This is a genomic window from Gluconobacter sp. NFX36, assembly GCF_049887835.1.
Lineage (GTDB): Bacteria > Pseudomonadota > Alphaproteobacteria > Acetobacterales > Acetobacteraceae > Gluconobacter > Gluconobacter japonicus_A.
In genome coordinates, this window is the sequence record NZ_JAGEKJ010000009.1 from 26,717 (window position 1) to 48,133 (window position 21,417).

General features: G+C 55.0%; 22 protein-coding genes. 13 read left to right on the plus strand and 9 right to left on the minus strand.

Translation table 11 applies throughout. The features are described 5' to 3' along the window. Positions 1–274 precede the first annotated feature (274 nt). The 9 genes from J4P41_RS10475 (at position 275) to J4P41_RS10515 (ending at position 8,593) form a co-directional block, all read left to right on the plus strand. Positions 275–991: a hypothetical protein gene (locus J4P41_RS10475; protein ID WP_426067088.1), complete on the plus strand. Its 717-nt coding sequence runs from the start codon at positions 275–277 to the stop codon at positions 989–991. Between the two features lie 17 nt (positions 992–1,008). Beyond that, complete coding sequence (locus J4P41_RS10480; protein WP_426067089.1) at positions 1,009–1,926, plus strand: hypothetical protein; 918 nt, start codon at positions 1,009–1,011, stop codon at positions 1,924–1,926. A gap of 212 nt (positions 1,927–2,138) precedes the next feature. Then, positions 2,139–3,203 carry a hypothetical protein gene (locus J4P41_RS10485; protein ID WP_426067090.1) on the plus strand — a complete coding sequence of 355 codons (1,065 nt, stop codon included), beginning with the start codon at positions 2,139–2,141 and terminating at the stop codon, positions 3,201–3,203. Further along, complete coding sequence (locus J4P41_RS10490) at positions 3,200–3,826, plus strand: baseplate assembly protein (protein WP_426067092.1); 627 nt, start codon at positions 3,200–3,202, stop codon at positions 3,824–3,826. The genes J4P41_RS10485 and J4P41_RS10490 overlap by 4 nt, the downstream gene beginning before the upstream one ends. Continuing rightward, positions 3,823–4,182, plus strand: coding sequence for a phage tail protein (locus J4P41_RS10495; protein ID WP_194258169.1), 360 nt, complete (start codon positions 3,823–3,825; stop codon positions 4,180–4,182). Before J4P41_RS10490 ends, J4P41_RS10495 begins: the two co-directional genes overlap by 4 nt. A gap of 42 nt (positions 4,183–4,224) precedes the next feature. Further along, positions 4,225–5,364, plus strand: coding sequence for a baseplate J/gp47 family protein (locus J4P41_RS10500; protein ID WP_426067094.1), 1,140 nt, complete (start codon positions 4,225–4,227; stop codon positions 5,362–5,364). A 45-nt stretch (positions 5,365–5,409) separates the two neighbouring features. Continuing rightward, the gene (locus J4P41_RS10505; protein WP_010503701.1) at positions 5,410–6,648 is read left to right on the plus strand and encodes a hypothetical protein; all 1,239 of its coding nucleotides are present in this window, start codon (positions 5,410–5,412) and stop codon (positions 6,646–6,648) included. A 2-nt stretch (positions 6,649–6,650) separates the two neighbouring features. Then, on the plus strand, positions 6,651–7,337 hold the full coding sequence (locus J4P41_RS10510) for a hypothetical protein (protein ID WP_211569199.1): 687 nt from the start codon (positions 6,651–6,653) through the stop codon (positions 7,335–7,337). Continuing rightward, the gene (locus tag J4P41_RS10515; RefSeq protein ID WP_426067096.1) at positions 7,337–8,593 is read left to right on the plus strand and encodes a hypothetical protein; all 1,257 of its coding nucleotides are present in this window, start codon (positions 7,337–7,339) and stop codon (positions 8,591–8,593) included. The genes J4P41_RS10510 and J4P41_RS10515 overlap by 1 nt, the downstream gene beginning before the upstream one ends. A gap of 51 nt (positions 8,594–8,644) precedes the next feature. On the opposite strand, the gene J4P41_RS10520 is transcribed toward J4P41_RS10515, so the two are convergent. From J4P41_RS10520 to J4P41_RS10560, 9 genes are all read right to left on the minus strand, one after another. Further along, positions 8,645–9,964, minus strand: a complete 1,320-nt coding sequence (locus tag J4P41_RS10520) for a c-type cytochrome (RefSeq protein WP_426067098.1) — start codon at positions 9,962–9,964, stop codon at positions 8,645–8,647. Further along, on the minus strand, positions 9,961–11,739 hold the full coding sequence (locus tag J4P41_RS10525; RefSeq protein ID WP_426067099.1) for a GMC family oxidoreductase: 1,779 nt from the start codon (positions 11,737–11,739) through the stop codon (positions 9,961–9,963). Before J4P41_RS10525 ends, J4P41_RS10520 begins: the two co-directional genes overlap by 4 nt. Positions 11,740–11,751: 12 nt before the next feature. Further along, positions 11,752–12,462, minus strand: a complete 711-nt coding sequence (locus tag J4P41_RS10530) for a gluconate 2-dehydrogenase subunit 3 family protein (protein WP_061930580.1) — start codon at positions 12,460–12,462, stop codon at positions 11,752–11,754. Between the two features lie 137 nt (positions 12,463–12,599). After that, positions 12,600–13,421, minus strand: a complete 822-nt coding sequence (locus tag J4P41_RS10535) for a hypothetical protein (protein ID WP_426067100.1) — start codon at positions 13,419–13,421, stop codon at positions 12,600–12,602. A gap of 18 nt (positions 13,422–13,439) precedes the next feature. Continuing rightward, on the minus strand, positions 13,440–14,504 hold the full coding sequence (locus tag J4P41_RS10540) for a hypothetical protein (protein WP_426067101.1): 1,065 nt from the start codon (positions 14,502–14,504) through the stop codon (positions 13,440–13,442). Then, on the minus strand, positions 14,501–15,382 hold the full coding sequence (locus J4P41_RS10545; protein WP_426067158.1) for an Hsp33 family molecular chaperone HslO: 882 nt from the start codon (positions 15,380–15,382) through the stop codon (positions 14,501–14,503). The genes J4P41_RS10540 and J4P41_RS10545 overlap by 4 nt, the downstream gene beginning before the upstream one ends. Positions 15,383–15,429: 47 nt before the next feature. Further along, the gene (gene argF / locus J4P41_RS10550) at positions 15,430–16,359 is read right to left on the minus strand and encodes an ornithine carbamoyltransferase (RefSeq protein WP_426067159.1); all 930 of its coding nucleotides are present in this window, start codon (positions 16,357–16,359) and stop codon (positions 15,430–15,432) included. A 41-nt stretch (positions 16,360–16,400) separates the two neighbouring features. Next, a complete protein-coding gene (locus J4P41_RS10555) occupies positions 16,401–17,603 on the minus strand; it encodes an aspartate aminotransferase family protein (protein ID WP_426067102.1) in 1,203 nt (400 codons plus the stop codon). Between the two features lie 151 nt (positions 17,604–17,754). Continuing rightward, positions 17,755–19,320, minus strand: a complete 1,566-nt coding sequence (locus J4P41_RS10560; protein WP_426067103.1) for a D-aminopeptidase — start codon at positions 19,318–19,320, stop codon at positions 17,755–17,757. A gap of 63 nt (positions 19,321–19,383) precedes the next feature. On the opposite strand from J4P41_RS10560, the gene J4P41_RS10565 reads away from it, so the two are divergent. The 4 genes from J4P41_RS10565 (at position 19,384) to J4P41_RS10580 (ending at position 21,414) form a co-directional block, all read left to right on the plus strand. Continuing rightward, positions 19,384–19,992: a regulatory protein RecX gene (locus J4P41_RS10565; protein WP_426067160.1), complete on the plus strand. Its 609-nt coding sequence runs from the start codon at positions 19,384–19,386 to the stop codon at positions 19,990–19,992. Then, complete coding sequence (locus tag J4P41_RS10570) at positions 19,989–20,459, plus strand: CHAP domain-containing protein (RefSeq protein ID WP_061930569.1); 471 nt, start codon at positions 19,989–19,991, stop codon at positions 20,457–20,459. The genes J4P41_RS10565 and J4P41_RS10570 overlap by 4 nt, the downstream gene beginning before the upstream one ends. A 71-nt stretch (positions 20,460–20,530) precedes the next feature. Beyond that, on the plus strand, positions 20,531–20,788 hold the full coding sequence (locus tag J4P41_RS10575; RefSeq protein WP_023944515.1) for a twin-arginine translocase TatA/TatE family subunit: 258 nt from the start codon (positions 20,531–20,533) through the stop codon (positions 20,786–20,788). Next, positions 20,788–21,414, plus strand: coding sequence for a methylthioribulose 1-phosphate dehydratase (locus J4P41_RS10580; protein WP_023944516.1), 627 nt, complete (start codon positions 20,788–20,790; stop codon positions 21,412–21,414). The genes J4P41_RS10575 and J4P41_RS10580 overlap by 1 nt, the downstream gene beginning before the upstream one ends. Positions 21,415–21,417 lie beyond the last annotated feature (3 nt).

Here is a 21,417-nt window from a genome sequence, read left to right on the forward strand (position 1 = left end):
CTCGGCGCATGGCAGCGTGTATTATTACAGCAGAACGCGACGGCCATATATTTGACTGGAGTCAAAGGCAATATCGGGAATAGAGATGCTTACATCTACAGTACAAGGAGGGGCGTTTCGGTTAGATTTGCCAGTGGCACGGTATGTCTTCAGTGGTCAGTCCATAACATCGAGTGCCTCGTTTGTTCCATTACGGAATAGATACAAAAACCCGGTTCTATTTGATAAGACAGATCGTGCGAGATATTTGTCGGACACAGTGCCTGGTGCGAGTGTGATGGAGGCAGATGAACGGAATGGAGTTTTGTCCAGGAAAGATAAAAAAATTGGTGCGTTGTTGTCTGTCAAGCCGGAACAGGTAAACCGTAACAGCTTGGGAAATAGCCAACTCAGCATGCAGGTAGCGAGAATTTTGCCCGGGGTGCTGGCTGAGAAATTTAGTTTTTCGCACCTAGATCAGGGTGAAAAGCGCTTTCCGAAGTCGGTTTCTGTATTTTCTGAACGAAAAAGAGCGTTAGTTTCCCAGCGCTCTTTTGAACTTGTTTCTGCAGTGATGCAGCCTCCAAAAAAAGAAGCAAAAAGACTCATGCCCTCTCCGAAGGGGCAGGTTACCCGGAATATTATTCCTTATCCGAACAGGAAAATTTTTCCTGTATCGCAGGAAAATACCCGCCTGAATTTCGGAGGGCATGGGCATGCTCCTATTGGAAGCAGGAGGGGGCTGGCTTTGGAAAAGAGTATGGCTCCTCCGCCAGGGATAAGAAATAGAAGTCTGGAAAATGCGATGCAGGAAAAAAACAGTCTGCATCAAGTTGGAAAAGAAGACATCTCTCATGGTGACTTCAAGACACAGTTTTCGTCATTCCGTACGGAGTTATCTGTACGTCATGATCCTGAAAAAAATTCGAGGATTTCGGCGCGTCAGGGGCACGGAGGTGTCGATGAACTCAGGTTTCCGCAATATCCCGGTCGAAGCATTGGAATAAATTAAAATATAGGAGAGCATTGATGGGCTTGACGCTCTCTGCGATTGAAAATGCTATTGGATCTGTTGGGCGCTTGGGAGCAACGGCTCCGGTAATGCTTGGGGATCTTGTGCTAACCGGGATTGAAGTTCCGGATCGTCTGCAGGTCGGGGGACGGCAGATGATGGTGGTTCATCGGCTTCCTGGTGGCGGGCGTGTTGTGGATACGCTTGGCAATGATCCGGGGCGTCTGGAACTGGCGGGTAAATTTCTTGGGCCTAACGCCCAGACGCGAGCTCAGACCATTGAAAAAATGCGTCTCCGTGGTGTGCCTGTTGTATTTTCTGCGGCTGGCATGGCTTTACAGGTCTGGATTGTACGCTTTGTCTATTCTTATGAAGCCAAGGGTGCACTTTGTTCGTATGAACTGACTCTTGAAAGACCTGCGGAAAGTATTGTGTCTCCCGATATGGGAAAGACGCTTTCGAATGTTCTAGGCACTGATGTCGCCAGTGGCTTAACGCAAATCAGCAGCGTTATTTCTGATGTTTCTGACGGTTTGTTTGTTGAAAGTGGGCAGGTTGGCTCGATTGTGGGGCAGATCATGCCTTTGGGAGCTTTGCTCGGTGTGGGTGGGCCTCTTGCAAAGGTTGGTGAGGCACTGACGACAACGAGCACTTTAAGCCAAAGTGTCACGAATTTGGCGGGAACATCTACAGCCCTTGAAAGTCTGTCTCAGCAACTCAGCGTTTCTGGGCAAGGGTTGATGTCAGCACTCGAAGTGTCTGGCCAAAATATTGAAAATATCCAGATTGGGAACGCCGCGTCTCTCTCTGCTGTCGTCGGAAATGCCGCGATACAGAGCACAGGAGCAGATGTAGGTGGGCTTGTTAACCGGTCAAATGCCTATGTGGGGCAGACACAGGGGCTTACCGCACAAATTCCGCCAGTTCATTCGTGAGGATTCATGAAAGATATTATCGTAACCTCGGCGGATAGGTCTCTCTTTCATCTTGCCGCACGAGAACTGGGTGATCCCTGCCAATGGTGGAGGATTGCGGAGTTCAATGGGCTCAGTGATCCTGATTTGTCATGGATTGAGACCGTTCTGACACTGAAAATTCCAGGAATTATATCGGAAAGTTCGTCAGGTCTTCCTGATGATAAAGGACAATGACAGATCGCCAACTGCAAGTTCGTATTCTGTGGGACGGTGTAGAAAACTCGATAATTTCTCTGGAGAAATTTGAAATTGATTCCCATAGATATGAAGGGTGTGACACAGCAGTTCTGACTTTTGTTCGTAACGACGTTGCAGAGAACGGTCCTGCACTTTGGTTTGAGAAAAATTTTCTCAATAGCCCTTGGGTATCTGTGGAAATCCGGGATCTGAAAGAAAATAACGCGGCGTGGACCCTGATTTTTTATGGGCTCGTTGATCATGTGCGTGTTTTTTCACAAAATTCCGTTGTGGAAATGGAATGTAGAGACGCGCTTGCTCGACTTATAGATTTGCGTATGCAGGATTGTTGGCTGAATCATACGGGGGCCGATCTCCTGTCTGTATTGGCCAAGGCTTCCGGTTTGGGTGCTCGAGTGTCGTTTCCGGCTGATATGCCTGACCATATGTTGGGTCAGTTCTGGCAGATTGAGCACAAGCGTGGGTCTTTTCTGTCTCAGCATCGCTTTCAGACTGCAGCTGATCTGGCATTTTCTGTTGCCCGGGAAGCATTGTGTGATTTGTATGCCGACGGGTCAAACCTGGTCTGTGAACCGATACAGAGCTCATACCAAAATCAAGATGTCATTGATGTGCGAGGACTGGTTTTTGATACGGATTTCGCTCGGGATTTACAGCTATTATCCGGAATTATAGTGCATCTTGCGTCTTGGGATTCACGGCAGCGCAATAGTACGCATTTATATTACGATGGAAAAACATTTTCCGAGAGTGCGCCTGTAACAGAGAAAACACTTCATACTTTCAGAGTTCCGGGGCGTCGAATGGAGGATCTTCGACGATTGGCGCGTGGGAAATATGAACGAATAGCCGCTCATGCCGTCTGTGCCCGAGTGTCGATGCCCGGTTTGATCGGGCTTGGCCCACGCCAGTTTGTGAGAGTTGTAGTGGGGCAGACAGAGGAAATTCTTGGAGTAGATCAGGTTATTTCGCGATTTTCTCTGGAGGAAGGTTTTGTTCAGCATGTCGTGTTACGCAGAAGAGGAGGGCAAACATGACGCAAGGGCAAATAACTACTGCGGCCTTGGTCAACAGGAGTGCTCACGCTGTTTTTGGGGTGGTTTCTGCTGTTGATCCTGTGAACCATGCCATCAAGGTTAGAGTGCAGCCTGATAATATTGAAACGGGCTGGATTGCAGATATTGGTGGTGTTCAGGCCGGAGATCTCAGGATTGCGTGCCCCTCCGAACCTGGAACGCATGTTGTTTTGCTTCCGATTGAAGGAGATGCGGAGCATCTTGTCGCGGTTGGCGCGGTCTTCGATACTGTTGTAACGGCGCCTGTATCTCCTCTTGATGGAAGTGTCATTCAACCGGGTGAATTTTTGATCCGTGCGGGGTGTGGTGAGCCGCCTGTTGAGAATACATTATCGGTTTCCGTGCAGAAAAGTGCGGAAGCGGGGTGGTGTCAGATTGACCGGCAGGGCGTGACACTGGGGGCTGGTAATTCAAGGTTTATTATTTCTCAGGATCAGATCGTTTTGACGGTTGGAAATGTTAAGGCTGTCTTGTCCGCTAGTGGTTTGAAGGTTTTTTCTGGTGATATTCAGACTGAGGCTCATTCACTGGATAATCATATTCATCTGGTAGGAACACAGTCCACGGGAGGGCCGATAGGATGAGTTCCGTTGGTCATTTTTACGGTGGTGATCTGTTGCTCGCAGATGGCGGATTGGCTGTTGTTTCCGGTTCGGAAGAGGTTCGGCAACGCCTTCTGAGACGATTGTTGACCAACGTCGGTGATTATCTTTGGCAGCTAGATTATGGCGTTGGTTTGCAGGGCATGATTGGTAACGTCATTGTGCCATCAACAATGCAGGCTGAAATCAGGGTTCAGGTCCAGAAAGATGCAGGCGTAGATCCCTATTCTCCTGTTGAAGTCGAGATCAGCTCCGGCTCCGATGGGGTGTGTCTGTGCAAGATTTCTTATGTGGATGCTGAGACCGGACAGCAGCAGACCCTGGATTTTTCTTCGTAAAAAAGATGTGCCTGCTTCAGTCGGGTGTATCTGGAGGATGTAATGTCTCTTTCTCTTCGCTCGTTTACCACGACGGTGTCTACCGCAGTGGTAACGGCGCAATCTTCCTGTACGCAATTACTGGATGTTTCTGTCGGGTCTCCGGTTCGTGCGCTGATGGAAAGCGTAGGGGGTATCGGATTATGGTTGCAATATCTGGTATTACAGATTTTGCTTCGAACCCGTTTGGCAACGTGTGCGGCCGAGGATTGTGACAGTTTCGTCCAGGATTTTGGGATGTCACGTCTTCCGGGTACGCCCTCAAGCGGAATGGTCACCATGTCGTCGTTCTCACCTGCACAGCAATCGGCTGTTGTGGTGCCCGGCACGATTGTACGAACTGTTTCCGGTCTCTCTTTTGTTGTTGTGAAGGAGAGTATGCTCTCGGTGTGGTCAGAAACGGCCGGAGGCTACGTACGGACCGCTGGTATGTCGAATATTTCCGTTCCGGTTCAGTGTCAGAGTGCTGGAGGAATTGGGAATGTCCCGGTGGGTGCGATCTGTCTCATGGGTACAGCTATTTCTGGTATCGATACAGTGACTAATCCTGTGGCGTTCCTGAATGGTTCAGATCAGGAAACCGATGCAGAGTTGCGGACCCGCTTTCCATTGTGGTTGGCGGCAAAAGCATCTGCCAGTCGAGCCGCCGTGGGGAATGCCATTTTGGGTGTTCAGACGGGGCTTTCCTATTCGTTGCGGGACGGATTGGCAGCGGATGATACTGCCCGCTCTGGATATTTTACAGTCGTTTTGAATGATGGCAGTGGGGCTCCGGCAGATCAGTTGCTGGAGCAGATTTACGACGCAGTGAATGAGGTTAAGGCGCTCGGGGTCGGGTTTGGCGTGCGGGCGCCATCTTTGCTGATTCTGAATGTTTCCATGACTGTTGTGGTGCCTTTATCTGTCGGAATACAGCAGGCGACAACTGCCATTCAGAATGCCATTACGCAGGATATTGCAGGAACGACTGTAGGCAGTGGGTATGCTTTCAGTAGACTCTCCTATCTGGCTTATGTGAGCGCCGGTGTTACCGTTACGTCCGTTCTTGATGTGCGCCTCAACGGCAGTCAGTTGGATATTTCTGCGAACGGCGACCAGGCTTTGGCGGTTGGTAGTATTCAGATCAGCGTCATTCAAAACTGACAAACAGGCCTCTTGCATGAATATTTGCGGAGGATGGGGAAGACTATGCCTGTTTTTAATAGATATCCAAAACTTGAGGCGCTGACTGGAAACGAGGTTCTTGTCCTTGCCGATGCCAGTGGTCAACATACGGTTACGGCAACTGCATCGCAGATTGCCGGTGCACCTGCGGTTTCGACGCCGACAGGAAGCTTTTACGAGGATAAAGGGGCAAAAATCAGTCGGTTTGCGGATCGGGTTCTGATTGGAGATGCTGCGTCTAATCCTGGCTTGAGTGATCGTGACGCGGCATCAAAAAAGGACTGGCTTTCCCGCACGATGGGAGAGACGTCTATTGGGCCATGGGCATTACAGGACGCTCAGTGTGCGTCGGTTGCGCAGTTTGGTAATAGTGCTTTCGTCGCAGCATCCCGCACATCCGATGCAAAAACGGCGCCTGCGACACTTGGTTTCCAGCCAAGTTCGATTGGCGTCGCGTCTTGGGGTGTGGCCGATGACACCTCTACCCCGACAACCACGACTGCCTATGCATATTATGGAGAAGCATGGCGTCTGGCAGGCGTGAATTATCAGCCGACATTCGTCATGGAACTGGAAGCCGTCAATTTTGGTGGGTTGGCTATTGGCCAGTCCAATCCCTACGCTCCTAATGTGGGCGGCGGTGTCTACGGTATTCAGCTTGGTGTAGGCGGAGGTCAGACGGATGGCACGTCGGATGCGGCTGCGGGAATGGTTTTTGTTTCGAATCCGAATTCGTGGCAGACGGGAATTGTTTTTGGTGCCACGTCCCTTAGTGGAACGGATGGAACAGACGACGGTTACGCCTCGGCACTTTCTCTGGCGCGTAATCATGCCATGGAATGGCATACCCCAGAAGTAGTTTCGGGTGCTGTGGGTAGCAATGTCGGCGCCTTTGTACGTTCTACGGTTACGGAGCGCGCAAAAGGAGTACGCCAGGATTTTGTCGATAACGAGATTCTTTTCAGTAATATCGAAGGACATACTCTTTTTTCAGTTGGGAGTATCGCGGCCCCCAATAATGCTCTTCAGGTGCAGGCGGGTGCAGGAAGTCAGGCGGCTGGCCTCTATGTACAACAGGGCGCAAATGGATCCGCCAATCTGGGGCTTTTTCCAGCAGAGGGTGGTGAATTGCAGATATCCTCTCCTGTCAGCGGTGAAGGGATGACCTTGCCGACAACTGCTGATGGCGGATTTTTGCATATCAACATCAATGGATCTGATTATCGTATTCCGTTGATGAGCCCGGCTCAGGTTGGAAGCTGACGATGGGTACGCTTTATGACGAAGAAGGGTTAGTTCTCCAGGCTATGGATGGAAAAGCCCTTTTGGATACCGGGCCAGTCCCGGGCTCTCTTGAAGATTTTACGGCCCGCTTGCGTGCGCTCCTTCCCACTGGTTGGTTCCCGGCCCCTCCTCAGGGGTTGCAAGAGGAAGAAGCACCAGTTCTGGTGGCTCTTCTGACAGGATTTTCCACGGTTCTTGCTGGAATCTGGGCTCTTATGGAGAAATGCCGGAACCAGACGCGCCTTTCGACAATGAGCGATGCCTTTCTGGATATGCTGGCGGCAGATTATTTCGGTGTGGACGGGTTGCCGAGGAGAGTCTCGGAAAGCGACAGCGATTATCGCAAACGGATTGTGACTTCTCTGGTCGCGCCGCGAAATACCCGGCAAGCCGTCAGAGATGCTCTGGTCGCTGTCACGGGTGTAGAGCCCGTTATTATTGAGCCTTTGAATGCAGCAGATTGTCATGCACAGGCGTCTTTTGCCTCACCGTCCTGTGGCGGAGGCTTCGGATATGGCTGTGCGGACTTACGGTATGGCAGCCAGTCAGGAGGGCAGTTTTTTCTGGAGACTGCTTTGGGTCAGGCGTCTGATGCGCAGGCTATTTATCAAGTCATTGAACGGACAGCAGCCGGCGGTGTAACGGGCTGGGTTCGGGTGGAGCAGTAATGGATCGGGCGATTGTATACGCGGGGTCGATCCCGCTGGATACGGACCTTTTGCGTGTTGGAAAGTATGGTAAGGCTGCAATAGGCCATATGTCTGACATGTTATATGGCCGGGGCGTTATTGCGGCTTCTGGGCTTGGCTGTACGCCCTCTTCTTCTTCTTTAGCCGTAACGATTGATCCTGGATCCATTACGGCTCCAGGGGTGATGGATGCGGCCCCTCTTGGAGGCGCTGGCGGTGGTTATCGCGCTGACCCGACACAAACCACCTGCCAGTATTCAAGTGAGACGGCAGTAACGGTTATTGTGCCGGGAACGGGGGCAAACTATACTGTTTTCGCAATTTGTTCCGAACAGGATATTGATCAGACAGTTCTGGCATTTTTCAATGCTTCCAATCCGTCCCAGACACAGGCGGGGCTGAACAATAGCGGCAACGTACTTCCTACCCGTCGCTGGGCTGGAATGTCTTTTGTGATTGCAACGGATGCGCCTTCTGCTCCCGATGGTGGGACTGTGGTTCCGCTTTATACACTGGCAATTCCGCAAGGTGTGGCATCTTTGACTGGTGTTCAGCCGCAGCCGGGGCAGGCTTTCTGGCCAACAATTCCCGAACTTGCGACGCAAACATTGCTTCGTGCCATTGCAGAACCAATGCAGCTTGTGGCGAATGACACGTCTCTTTCCGTTCCGGCATGGGCAAGTCGCGTTGAATTGCGCGCCATTGGCGGCGGCGGCGGCGGTGCATCATCGAGTTCCACAGCATTGACTGGGTCTTTTTCAGGCGGTGGAGGCGGTGGCGGTGGCGACGCATGGGGTATTTACACTGTTAGCGCCACCAGCGGAGGCGCTTTGGGCGTCACCATTGGCCAAGGAGGAGCGGCAGGGCAGACAGGGGGCACCTCTCTTGTCAGCTACAACGGCCAGACGCTTTTGCAGGCTAGTGGAGGCCATGGCGGATTTTTCTATGACAATACTGGCTCTGCCGGTGGTGATGGTGGGACCGCCTCCGGAGGAACGATCTGGAATCAGACTGGAAGTTGGGGAGGAGACGGGCAGAGTAACGCTTCGACCTTTGGCGGCTATGGCGGCGGCGGCCCATGGGGTGGCGGTGGCCGTTGCGGCAATCAGGTAGGGCGCGACGGAACCCGCTTTGGTGCCGGTGGTGGTGGTTCGTATTCTGCTGCTGTTGATGGCACTCCGACCACAGCCGGCGCAGGCTTCTCAGGCTGCGTAATGTACCGATTTTTACCTTGATCTCAGGGTATGGAAGAAGGGGGATTCGTTCCCTCCTTCTCCCGCAGACTCTTAGTTTAGTGAAATCTCACCGTCCGCCATATTGCGTGGCGGCATGTCTTTCCGAAGTTTCGCAACGTCTTCCGCACTGACAGCGGGAGCGTTGTTGCCCCAGGCGTGACGGATAAATGTCACCACATCAGCGACTTGCTGATTGTTCAGACGATGCATGAAATCTGGCATCGTAAAGGCAGACGGGGCTGTCTCGGTTTTTGGCAATGTTGCTCCGACCTGAACAATATGAACCAGAGACGCCGGATCTTTTCCCATGACAACAGGATTTCCCGCCAGAGGCGGGAAGACAGCCGGATAACCTTTGCCATCCGTACGGTGGCATGCGGCACAGTTATCCACATACAGTTTTGCTCCGCGTGCAGAGACGTCTGCTTTGCGAAGGGCATTGGTTGCGGTCGGGTCATAGACCCAGTTTGTCTGCGTCCTATCGAAAGGTTGAAGCGCCCGCAGATATTTCGCCATGGCATGGAGGTCAGAGTCTGACAGGTGTTGTGTGCCATGTACAATGGCGGAAGTCATTGCGCCAAAGCTCTCGCCTTGCATGTTGCGGCCAGTTTTCAGGAAATCAACAAGATCCTGCTCACTCCATCGTCCCAACCCTGTTCGGTTTTCCTGGCGCAGGGATGTTGGGATCCAGCCGTCAATCAAGGCACCACCCGCAAGGAAGGACGGACTGTCTGAGGCGGTCAGCGCTTTTTCCTGCATGGTCAGACCGCGAGGAGAGTGACAGGCTCCGCAATGCGCCGGGCCTTCTACGAGATAAGCGCCTCTCGCCATCTGGGCATCAGCAAATTCGCGCAGGGTTTTCTCCTGCGCCTTTACTGGGGCAGGAGAAAAAGCCCATCGCCAGAACATGAGCGGCCAGCGCATCGAGAAAGGCCATTGAATACCATTTTCCGGCGTCGGAATGGCTGCTGCTGGAACATTTTCATGAAAATAGGTGTAAAGGGCATGAATGTCATGATCTGTCAGGCGTGCATAAGACGGATAAGGCATTGCAGGATAGAGCGTTGAGCCGTCCCGCCGAACGCCCTCCCGTAATGCACGCCCGAATTCGGCTTCGGTATATTTTCCGATGCCGTGATCCATGTCCGGTGTGATGTTTGTGGAATAGATGGTGCCAATCGGGAGTGTAAAAGATACTCCTCCGGAATATTCCGGTTTATTCTTGATTGAATGGCATGCGGCACAGTCGGATGCCGCCGCAAGATATCGGCCTTCCTCTCTCAGAGTGGCCTTGTCATCGTGAGCAGATGCTGTTTGGTGGCTTAGAGCAAAGATGCTGCAAGCAAAGGCCAGGATTGGGAAAGTCTTCATGCCTGCACCAGTGGTCCGGGAGATTTCAGGTAGGTTGTGCGAATGTGATAGGCCGCCCAATAGGCAAGGGCTGCAACCATACCTGTCGGATTGTAACCCATTCCCTGCGGAAAGGCATTTGACCCGATAACGAAGACGTTCGAAACATCCCAGCTTTGGAGATAGCGATTGAGAGCACTGGTTTGAGGATCAGTTCCCATGATTGCGCCCCCACCAAGATGCGTCGTCTGATAGTGGCGGGTGTCGAAGGGCTGCCCCGCATTCAGATGCACAAGATTGGCCTTTGTCGCTCCCATCGCTTTGGCAATGGGTTCAATCTTGCTGACAACATATTGGTTCATTCGAATATCGTTGTCTTTCCAGGTGAATGTCATCCGGAGGAGGGGTTGCCCGTAAGCATCTTTCCATGTCGGATCCAGATCCAGATAGACGTCTCGGTAAGCCATGTTACTGCCATGGGCATCGACACCGATCGAGTGTTTATATGTGTCAATCAGTGCACCTTTATAGGCTGATCCCCACCGCGGCGTGCCACCACCGCCTGTCCCGATAGCGGCGGCAATGGGTTTGAGACCTGCCTGATTCACCCAGACCGGCGAACCGCCAACAAAGCCAAGTGGCCCATGATCGAAATTCATACTGTTGAAGTCATCTATGGCAACACCAACGCCACCAGCACCGATGAACTGGTTGGTGTATTTGGACGGCGGCAACCAGATCCGGGAAGAGGTGATGGTCTGATAAACGAAATTACGTCCTATTGTGCCCGTATTGCTGACAGGGTCGTAAGGCTTTCCAATTCCCGAAAGCAGCATCAGATGAACGTTATGGAACTGGAACGCACTTAGGATAACGAGATCTGCAGACAGGGAAACTTCCTTCTGCGTTTTGGTTTCCAGATACGTGACGCCCGTTGCCTTGGAGCGCGTGTCATCCAGATCCACACGCAGAACATGCGCATCTGAAATCAGCGTAAAGCCCGGGTCCTGCCTTAAGGCAGGCAGAACATTCACATTGGGAGAGGCTTTAGAATAAAGGTAGCAGTCATATCCGCTACAGTACCCACAGAAATTACACGGCCCCATCTGGCAGCCATAGGGGTTTGTATATTGGCGAGAAGCATTTGCAGCCGGCAGGGAATACGGATGGTATCCGGCTTCAGTCGCGGCCGCCCGGAATGTGGAGGCGGTGAACGTATCCTTCATGGCGGGCAGGGGGAAATTGTCGGACCGGTCTCCATCAAAGATATTACCGTTTCCGACAATTTTTCCGTTTACTTTGTATGCCTCACCAGAGGTTCCAAAGACTTTTTCAGCCTTATCGAAAAACGGTTCCAGTTCCGTATAAGTGACGCCGTAATCTTGCAGATTCATACCTTCCGGAATGAATTTCTCGCCGTACCGCTCTACCACGGAACTGCGAAGACGCAGATCCTCCGGTGAAACCCGAAAGTGAACGCCAGACCAATGAAGACCAGCCCCTCCAACCCCTTCGCCGGGCAAGAAGGCTGCCAGTTGCCGGTAGGGCAGGGCTGTCTGGTCAATCGTATTGCGAACAGTCACCGTCGTTTGGGACAGATTCTGGAACAGACGTTTGCGAATGGCACCTCGAAGTTCGTCAATGGATTCCGGATAAGCGCCTTCGACGGCAGTGGCGCGTTCCGAGCCGCGTTCCAGCATGATGACGGAAAGGCCGGCCTCCGTCAGTTCTTTGGCAAGAATGGAGCCCGCCCAACCTGCGCCAACAACAATGGCATCTGCATGTTTTTTGGTCATGATCTGTGCTCCTCAGGCCGTCTCACCCGAGATCGAAATCGGACCAAAGGGATATGCCTCTCCATCCTGATTGACCCAGTCCATGAAATCCGCGCGGGCACCTGGAAAGCCGAGCATGAGCCAGCCCCCCAGCCCTTTATTGCCGCCATAAAGAGGATCGGCAAAAGCACCCTCCATCGTATTCGTGCGCAGTTGCTCAAAGAAAACACGTCCCGGAACGTCGCCAAGTGGGACAGACCCGCCTTCAAGTGCTGTCAGAATTTGCTCCTGTGCGGCCAAGGGCAGATCGGCAAAAACTTTTCCATGCTGCTGATGAGTATAAGCCTCCAACCCTGCGATACCTTTCCGGTACAGATCACGAGGGACAAAGGGGAGTTGATACCCAAGATTGGCCGGTCCCTGTACAAAGGGGGCGGACATGTACCAGTTGTCTCCATGCCCGTACGGAGACTCCATCTGTCGATCAATAAATTCGGCGACACCTAAGGCGCGCGCCCCTGATCCGTGCTGATCCTGTGGGAAAAGACGTTCTGTCGCGGCTTCCAGAAAACGGTATTCATCAGGCGTGAAGAACGTGGGCTGATAAGGCTTCTGTGCTTCCTGCGCCAGGGCCTCAGCCCAGTGGGAATGTCCACTCACCATCCAGAATGACGTGGACCCCAGAAGGCCTTTGACAAAACTACGGCGACGGGGGCGCGTCAGGGTTGGTTCCTTCGGGGGCACAGTTGTCTCCAGAACGAGGGTGGGGCCATGTTCGGGAAATGAACATATCCGAAATGAGTAAGGGCATGACCCCATAGAATAAGCGTCAGGTCTGACGCCAGACCCTACGTGATCACAACCCCACGAGGAGGATGATTTTAACCGTTTGAACCAGAGATCTGCGAGGAGGACGGTAATTGCAGAGTTCCCATGGGAGGGGATTTCTGTTTGGGAGCAGGAACTACTGACGTGCCATCATCGCCTGAGCCAGTCGGGAAAATGGCATCTGGCACACTGGGCTGAGTTGAGACGGGAGCTGCCTGCGGAACGCTGGTGGTCGTGGGCGGGGTTGTGACGGAGGGTACAACTGCCGGAGAGGCCACAGTACCCGGCGCGCCAAGAGATTGCTGTTTGACCCCGCCATCAACGAGTGGATTCCCGATGGCATCCGTCATCCAACTCATCAGCTTCTTGCGGATCTGGAACTCCAGTTCGACATTCATGTCCTGCATCATCTGATTGGTCAGTTCATACAGGGAGGCACGTGAGGTGGCGCTCCTGGAGCCGGTGTCGAGTTTGCGGCTGATCCGGGCATGAATATAACCTGTGTGCAGGTTGCCCGCGTCCGCAACATTCAACTGCACATCCATTGCGCCGGAAATGGCATTCTCTCCTGTGGCAGCGATATAGGCCTGCTTGATGATGAAATCCGCCTGTCCGGTCTGCCCGCTGGCAACAAGACGCTGGCTGGCCATTTGTTTGAGCGCCTGATCAGGCGGAGTGGGAGCCTTGGCGCTCAGTGCGCCTGGGGAGGGAACGGCCTCGTCCTGAATATTGATCGCAGCAACATTCAGGTGAAGCTGGGACAGATAGCTATAATCGGCTGGTGGGAATGTCTGCGCAGGCTCATCGTCTGCACATCCCCCAAGAGCAAGGGAAAAAGCCAGAGCACTCGCCCCGATCCAGTGTCTCATACCCATCACCCAGTCTCCCGAAACCTACTTGCTATGGCGGTTCAAAAGGGATTTCAGTCGCCCGAACAGCCCCTTTCTAGGCTCTGACTTTAATACCGGAGCGGTCTCCAGTGGAAGCTCCGGTAAAAAGGATCTTTGTGGAGCCGCCACAGGCTCTGGCGCGGTCTGGGTCTCTGTAGGTTCAGGGCCCGAAGGCGTACTGACAGAGTGTGCAGCCCCTGTAGAAGCAAGAGGAGAGGCGGGTCGATCATCCCGAGGGATTTTGGGCGTGCGCAATGAAGACGCCTGACCTACTCCAAAATCTTCCGGAAGGAATGGACGCGCTGAACGGATTGTCTCTGCATGATCTGAATGACTGGCAAACCATTCCAGAATCCAACCGGGAAAGAGCGGTCCGGAAGGGGCATCACTGATCAGCAGCGGGCCTTTGGGATAATAGAAAGACGGTCGACGGTCCGGCGCTGTTTCATCCCAGATAAGGTAGAAGACAGTGTTCTCGGCTTCGTCATAAAACCGGTAGGCAGTCGCGGAAATCCCCAGTTTCATCTCAATTTGGGCACGAACAGGCAAGGCCGAAAACGGCGAAGACACAATCAGTGCACCACCACTGCGCTTTGCAGAGAGCAGGGCTTTCATCCGCCCTTCCGCGACGGGTTTTCCGTCCGGGCAGGTCAGGGCTTCCCCGCTATCCGCATGTCCCGCCGCGATGAAGATGGCATGAGGGGCATGGCGTCCCAGCCAGGCCCCTGAAAGCTCACGAAAGGCAACTTCCGGAAGATCCGTTCTGAAGATGCGTGCATCTTCCCTGATATCCCCTCCCAGAACGCCTTCCGCCAAAGGCCAGAACAGAGGGTCCATCCCGGTCAGAAGATCGTTCTGAACAGGTGGAGCCAGGGCTAGAACATGGCTGCCCCTGTAAACTCCGTTCTCCAGCCACCAACAAGCCTGTCTGCGACTGACCTCGTCTTGAAAAACAACAACTTCGAACTGCCCGACGACCGGCTGACGTTGGAGTGCGACCCATCCGGGGTACAGCGCCCCGGCAGGCGCACCATCAATCTCGATACCATCCAGCAGCGAAGTCATCATTCAGGCTTGTCTCCCAGTTCGTCGCGGGTAAAGCGGAAACCGACATTACAGAACTCACAGTTCATCGTGATGGCTCCGTCTTCAACCATGTGGTCCAGATCGCCCGTGCTGAACCTGTCGAGTACCGCCGCAAGACGGGCGCGTGAACAGCGACAGCCATAAGCCAGAGCGCGGGGTGTCGCGATCTGCACATCCAACGTCCCGAACAGACGATAGATCAGATCCCCACTGCCCAGATCTTCATCAAAAATTTCAACAGGCTGGAGTGTTTCGGCAAACGTACAGGCCGTTTCCCACGCATCGTTATCCTGCGCGGTGGCTTCAATGCCACCTTCCGCAGCAATGCGTTCCAGAACCAGCGCACTGGCTCGCCAGCCTTCCAGCGTCTTCGTGCAGAACAACCGGATCAGACAGTCATGCTGCTCGCTGGTCTGGAAGTAGTGCATGGCCATGTCGGAGAGTGTGTCTCCTGTCAGTTCCACGATGCCCTGATGGCGGTCCATATCCGCCCCCTGATCAATCATGAACGCCATGAACCCGTTGCCCAGAAGCTCGAGCGTTGTATGCGGAAGATTCTCTGGATCCGCGTCTTCTGAAAGACGTGCCATAAAGCGCAGATCACCAGTATCTGTCGCATCCGCCAGCAGCATCGTGACCGGTCCATCGCCCTTGATCTGCAGGGAGAAAGAGCCTTTGAACTTCAGGGCAGAAGCCATGGCCGCCACAAGGGCCAACGCCTGACCGCCCAGTTCCAGAACAACGTCCGGCAGGTCATGACGGGCGAGGATAGCGTCAGCCAGTTTCCCCAGCCTGACAAGGCGCCCTCGCACCGGCGATCGCTCCAGATGGAAGGGAACAATCCCTCCGGAAACAACCATGTTCGGGACGTTGGGACGGTCCCTGTCAAGAAATGGAGGTGTATCGATCACCCGTTTTCTCTCCCAAGAGCCCAGAGAAGCAGGCCCTTCTGCGTATGAAGCCGGTTTTCCGCTTCATCAAAAACAACAGACGCCGGGCTTTCGAAAACATCCGCCGTCACTTCCTCCCCGATATGGGCAGGGAGGCAGTGAAGGAACAGGGCCTCAGGCGCAGCTTTCGCCATAAGGGCAGCATCCACCTGGTACGGGCGGAAGGCTTCAAGGCGTTCCTCGCGGTCCTTGTCCCCCATGCTGACCCAGGTGTCCGTCAGAACAGCATCGGCTCCGGCAACGGCTTCAGCCGGATCATGGAAGATTTCGATGGATGCGCCATTTTCGCGCGCCCACCGTACTGCACGCTCACTGGGTGCAAACCCGGTGGGTGTTGCCAGACGCACATTGAATTTCAGCAGAGCCGCAGCTTCCATCAGCGAGGTCGCAACATTGTTGCCATCGCCAATCCAGGACAGCGTCTTGCCGGTAATCGGTCCGCGATGCTCTTCAAAGGTCAGAACATCCGCTAGAATCTGGATCGGATGGGACACCGGCGTCAGCCCGTTGATGACTGGAACCGTGCTCCACTTTGCCAGTTCGCGCAGGTTTTCATCCTTGCCCGTTCGCAGAACAATCACATCCAGAAAGCGCGACAGAACCCGTGCAGTATCCGCAATGGTTTCACCACGCCCAAGTTGCATGTCCCCTGGGGACAGCACCGAAACCTGTCCGCCAAGCTGACCCATTCCGACTTCGAACGACACACGCGTCCGGGTGGAAGGCTGTGCGAGCATCAGGCCCAAGGTCCGACCTTCCAGTGGACGTTCGGGATGAAGGGGGCGTGCACGATTGTTCTGCAAGGCTTTGACGCGTGCCGACAGATCAATAATCTGCCGAATAACGTCTCCGCTAAAATCCCGAATATCAAGAAAATGCCGTGGCATCTGCTGTTCCGTTCCAACCGTCCGGGGGGCGATAGCCAGACTCACGACACTGTCTCCTGTTCCAGTTTCCCGGCAACCACAAAGGCTTCGGCTGCCTCAATCAGTTTGTTGCACGCAATTTTGCAGTCTTCTTCCGTCACGATCAGCGGCGGCACAAGACGCAGAACATTGTCCCCCGCTCCAACCGTCAAAAGACCAGCCGCCGTTACAAACGGCATGACCTCACCGACCGGGGGAACACAGTGCAGCCCACGCATCAGTCCCATGCCGCGCACATCGTCAAACACCCCGGAAGAGCGTTTCACAACGTCCTGGAGCAGGGCGCCAAATGTTTCTCCAACGCTCTGAACGTGGTTCAGAAAACCAGGGCTGAGGACTTCTTCAAGAACGGTTGTCCCGGCCGCGCAGGCCAAAGGATTGCCGCCAAACGTCGTGCCGTGAGAGCCCGGCGTCAGGTGTTTGGCCAGTTCTTCCGTCGCCAGAACAGCCCCAAGCGGGAAGCCGCCACCAATGCCCTTGGCAATCGAAATGACGTCCGGTTTGATGCCATACCATTCATGTGCGAACAGCTTGCCCGTCCGGCCAACACCGGTCTGAACCTCATCAAAGCCCAGATAGATGCCGTGTTCATCACAAACTGCACGCAGGGCCTTCATGAAGACTTCCGTCGCCGGCTTGATGCCGCTCTCACCCTGAATGGGCTCGACGATAATACCAGCCGTCTCTGGTGTGATGGCTGCCCGCAGCGTATTTGTGTTATTGAACGGCGCGTGGTCGAAACCTTCCACAACAGGGCCAAAACCCTTCTGATAGGCAGGGTTGCCTGTCGCGGAAATCATGGCCAGCGTCCGGCCATGGAAAGCGCCGTCAAAGCACAGAATACGCGTCCGTTCCGGATGGCCGTTCTCAAACTGGGCGCGGCGAATCATCTTCACCATGCCTTCGTTGGCTTCGGCCCCCGAGTTGCAGAACAGGACAGAGTCCGCGAACGAATTCTTCACCAGAAGATCCGCCAGTTTTTCAGCCTGTGGAATGCGATAAAGATTCGAGACATGCATGACCTTCGCAGCCTGATCCGCGATGGTCTTCACCAGCTTCGGATGTCCATGGCCAAGCGAGGAGACGGCAATGCCAGCCCCGAAATCCAGATATCGTCGCCCGTCCGATGCCGTCAGCCAGACGCCTTCGCCCTGCTCGAAAGCAAGGTCGGCACGTTTGTAATTGGGCATGAGGGCGGAGATCATGATGATCGACGATCCTGAATCGGGGTGAATGAAAAGCTGCAGAATCGGAAAACCCTGCCCCGGTCGCCCGGGGCAGGGCCAAAGATTCCGCAGACACATACTGTGCGGCAGAAATGCAATCCGTCAAACCCCTTGCGGGGAAAGAACGGCTTCAGGCACGCCTGTAAACGAGATCCCGGGCCAGCCAGCACCCAACGCGAAGCGCATTTACACCTGCCGCATCCCGCTCGAAGGCCAGCGTCCAGTCTCCCGGGGCGGTATGATCCAGAGCGCGCGGGCAGGGCAGAACCCACACATCCTTCGCCAGCCTTTGGAGTGGCTCCATACGTCCATTGCCGAGAATACCTGAAAAACCGCCATAAACGACACCATTTGTCAGTGTGATGGTGACTTCTGCCTCATCCAGCTCTTCGCAGCGATAGACACCTTCAAGAGCGTCAACATCCTCGCCCGGCGTTTCATCACACGCCGTTAGAATACCGACCCGGTTCTCACCGGGACGCTCCATGCGAACTTCGTCGCCCTGACGCACCACACGGACGGTCTGCGTTTCTGCCCGTGAAGGAGCAACGCCTTCCAGCATTTCAGGAACCATCAGATAGCGAAGCTGCGCACCACCCGGTGCTGGTTCGATTCGGGCAGACAGGCCCGTTTCCTGCTCAAGATACGTCCCGTAAAGTTCAAGTGGCTGCTGGGTCGTCCGCTCCGCCTCATAAGGAACGCCAAGAGCTGCAGCCAGAATCTGTGCCGCGGCTACTTGAGCGGGTGCCATGTGATTGAACATCACCACCACGGACAGTCGCTCCGATGCCACATGCAGACGATGCGAACGCCAGCCTCGCAGGGCACCGCCATGCATCGTCATATCCCGCCCGAACATGGAGGTGCGTTGTAGTCCAAAACCATAGGGAGCAGCTGTACCATCCAGAAAGGTCACCGGACTTGTCAGGCGATTGTAAAGCCCTTCCGGATCGTCACGGGTAGCGTCAATGAAGCGCTCCCAGGCAATCATGTCATCCAGCGAGGCACCAAGTCCGGCATCGCCTGTCCATAGAACATTGTTGATCGCCGGTCGGAAGCCGCTTTCAACAGTGCCTTCATAGCCGACCGTCCCGTCTGGCATGGCGCGGGTCTCGGCCGCCAGAATGGCGCGTTCCATACCGGCAGGATTGAACACGGACGTCTGAAGCAGTTCCGCAAAGCTCCGTCCCGTCCGGTCTTCCAAAATGTCCGACAGCAGGCGGAAGTTCTGGTTCACATAGGAGTAGGACGTGCCCGGCTGAAACTGGAGTGTGCGTGTTCCATCAATGACGCGACGCGCTTCCCGGTCTCCGAAGTCTCCTTCAATCGGGGCTCCATGCAGCATCGCCACGGCCCAGTAATCCCGCAGGCCTGACTGGTTATGTGCCAGATGCAGGGCGCCCGGAGCAGGCTCATCAAGCTGGGGCAGGCGGTCATCCACATCGCCATCAAGTTCCGTGGGGTCCTGAAAAAGATCCAGCATCACACCGCAGGTAAACTGCTTGGTGATCGAGCACATGCGGAACAGGGTGGAGGGCGTGAACGGAAGCCGCCGCTCCGCATTGGCGTATCCCCAGGTGTGGCGCACCAGAACTTCGCCGTCCTTTACAACGGCAACAGCGCCGCCGGGGCCGGGATAGCGGGCAGGAATGGCGGAGACGGCCGCCTCGAGACGGGCTGAAAAAGAGTTGCTCATAAAGCGATGATGGCCTCATCCGATCTTGCCGTAAATGCCTACTTGGCAGCATACTCCCTCTCTATGGAGGACATTCCAACCGCTCCCGATTTCAAGGTGTTGCGTGAAACGGCTCTGGCTCATCTGGCCCGTTTCGCCACAACCGAACACGGCCTGCGCCAGATGCTGGAGCGGCGTCTGCGCCGCTGGGCAACACGAGCTGTTCGAGCCGGTCTGCCTGAAGAAGAGGCTGAAGCTACGATCGCTTCCCTGCGTCCTGCCGTAGATGATGTCGTCTCCGCCATGACAGAACTGGGCGCAGTGGATGATGCCGGATTTGCACGTTCCCGCGCCCTGAACCTGACGCGCACCGGACGTTCCCGCCGTGCCGTCGCTGCCCATCTGGCGACCAAAGGCGTCGATCAGAACGTGACACAGGACGCGCTCAACGAATCGCTGGGCGAACGATCAGACGATTCCGCCCATGAGGCCGAACTCGCCGCAGCACTCGTTCTGGCGCGCAAGCGTCGTGTTGGGCCTTTCTCTCGTCCTGACCGACCGCAGGAAGACCCGATGCGCGTCATGGGAATCTTCGCCCGTAATGGCTTTTCACGAGATGTCGTGCAGGCAGCCCTTGAAATGGACCCTGAGGAAGCAGAAGACCGGATCATCGCATTCCGGAGCCGCCCGTGAAGAAACTTGCGCTCTGCCTGCTGTTATCCCTCACGGCCTGTGGGGGAAGCCGTGAATTCAGCCGCGCCAGTTTCAATGGTCCCCTCCAGTGTGCACCTTATGCCCGCTCCCGAACTGGCCTCCAGCTTCGGGGAGACGCAGCCTCATGGTGGCGTCAGTCCGCCGGGCACTACGCTCGCAGTCATAGTCCCATAGCGGGCTCGGTTCTGGTCTTCCGCGCGACGTCGCGCGTACCCAGCGGACACGTTTCCATCGTGCGACGACAGATTTCTTCACGTACGATCCTTGTGGATCATGCTAACTGGGAACCGGGACGCATTGATCGCAATGTTCCCATTACGGATGTTTCACCCGATCATGACTGGACGCTCGTTCGTGTCTGGTGGGCACCCATTCACGGCCTCGGACGCAGGGCCTATCCAACCTACGGCTTCGTTTCGGCCTCCGGTCCGGATGATGCGTCCTGAGCGAACGCTTGCACAAACGCCCAAGCCTTGCCACATGAAGGTGTAGCCTTGGCTTTTCGGAGTAATACATTATGGGCAGCATGAGCCCCGTTCACTGGCTGATCCTGGCGGTCGTCCTGCTCGTCGTGTTTGGCGGCGGTGGAAAGATCAGCGGCCTGATGGGAGACTTCGCGAAGGGAATCAAATCCTTCAAGAAGAACATGGGCGAAGACGAGAACATGACGCCGGCTGAAAACAGCCAGCCGCCGGGTCACATCTCGCCCCCCAACCAGTCGCCCGGCTACAGCCAGACGACCACCAACAGCGATACGCACCGTACGCAGGTCTGATGTTGAACACGACGTCTGATACGGCATGGACCGAGGCTGCCCGGAAAATTGTCCGGGCAGGCCAACGGATGGATCAGCGCGGCTGGGTCCCGGCTACGGCTGGCAACCTGTCCGTGCGTCTGGACGATGGCCGCATCGCCATCACACGTTCTGGCGGCCACAAGGGCTTCCTGACGGAACAGGACGTGATTCAGATCACCCCTGAAGGCGTGCCGCTTGATCCCGCGAACCGAGCCAGCGCAGAGACTTTGCTGCACACCCAGCTCTACGCGCATGACCCATCAATCGGTGCCGTGCTGCACGGTCATTCCGTCGCGGCCACCATCCTGTCCATGGATGAGCCAACAAACGCCATCACACTGGCAGGTTATGAGGTTCTAAAGGTCTTTGAAGGCCAGACGACCCATGAGACCAGCCTGGATCTGCCCCTGTTTCACAACGATCAGGATATTGCCCGGCTTGCGACAGTTGTTGCTCCGAAGCTGCCGGAAATGCGTCTGGGCTACCTGATCCGCGGACACGGTGTTTACGTCTGGGGCAAGGACATGTTCACGGCTCTCGCACGTCTTGAGGGCCTGGAGTTCCTGCTCGCCTGTCATCTCGCCCGTCTTCAGAAGGCACGCTGAACC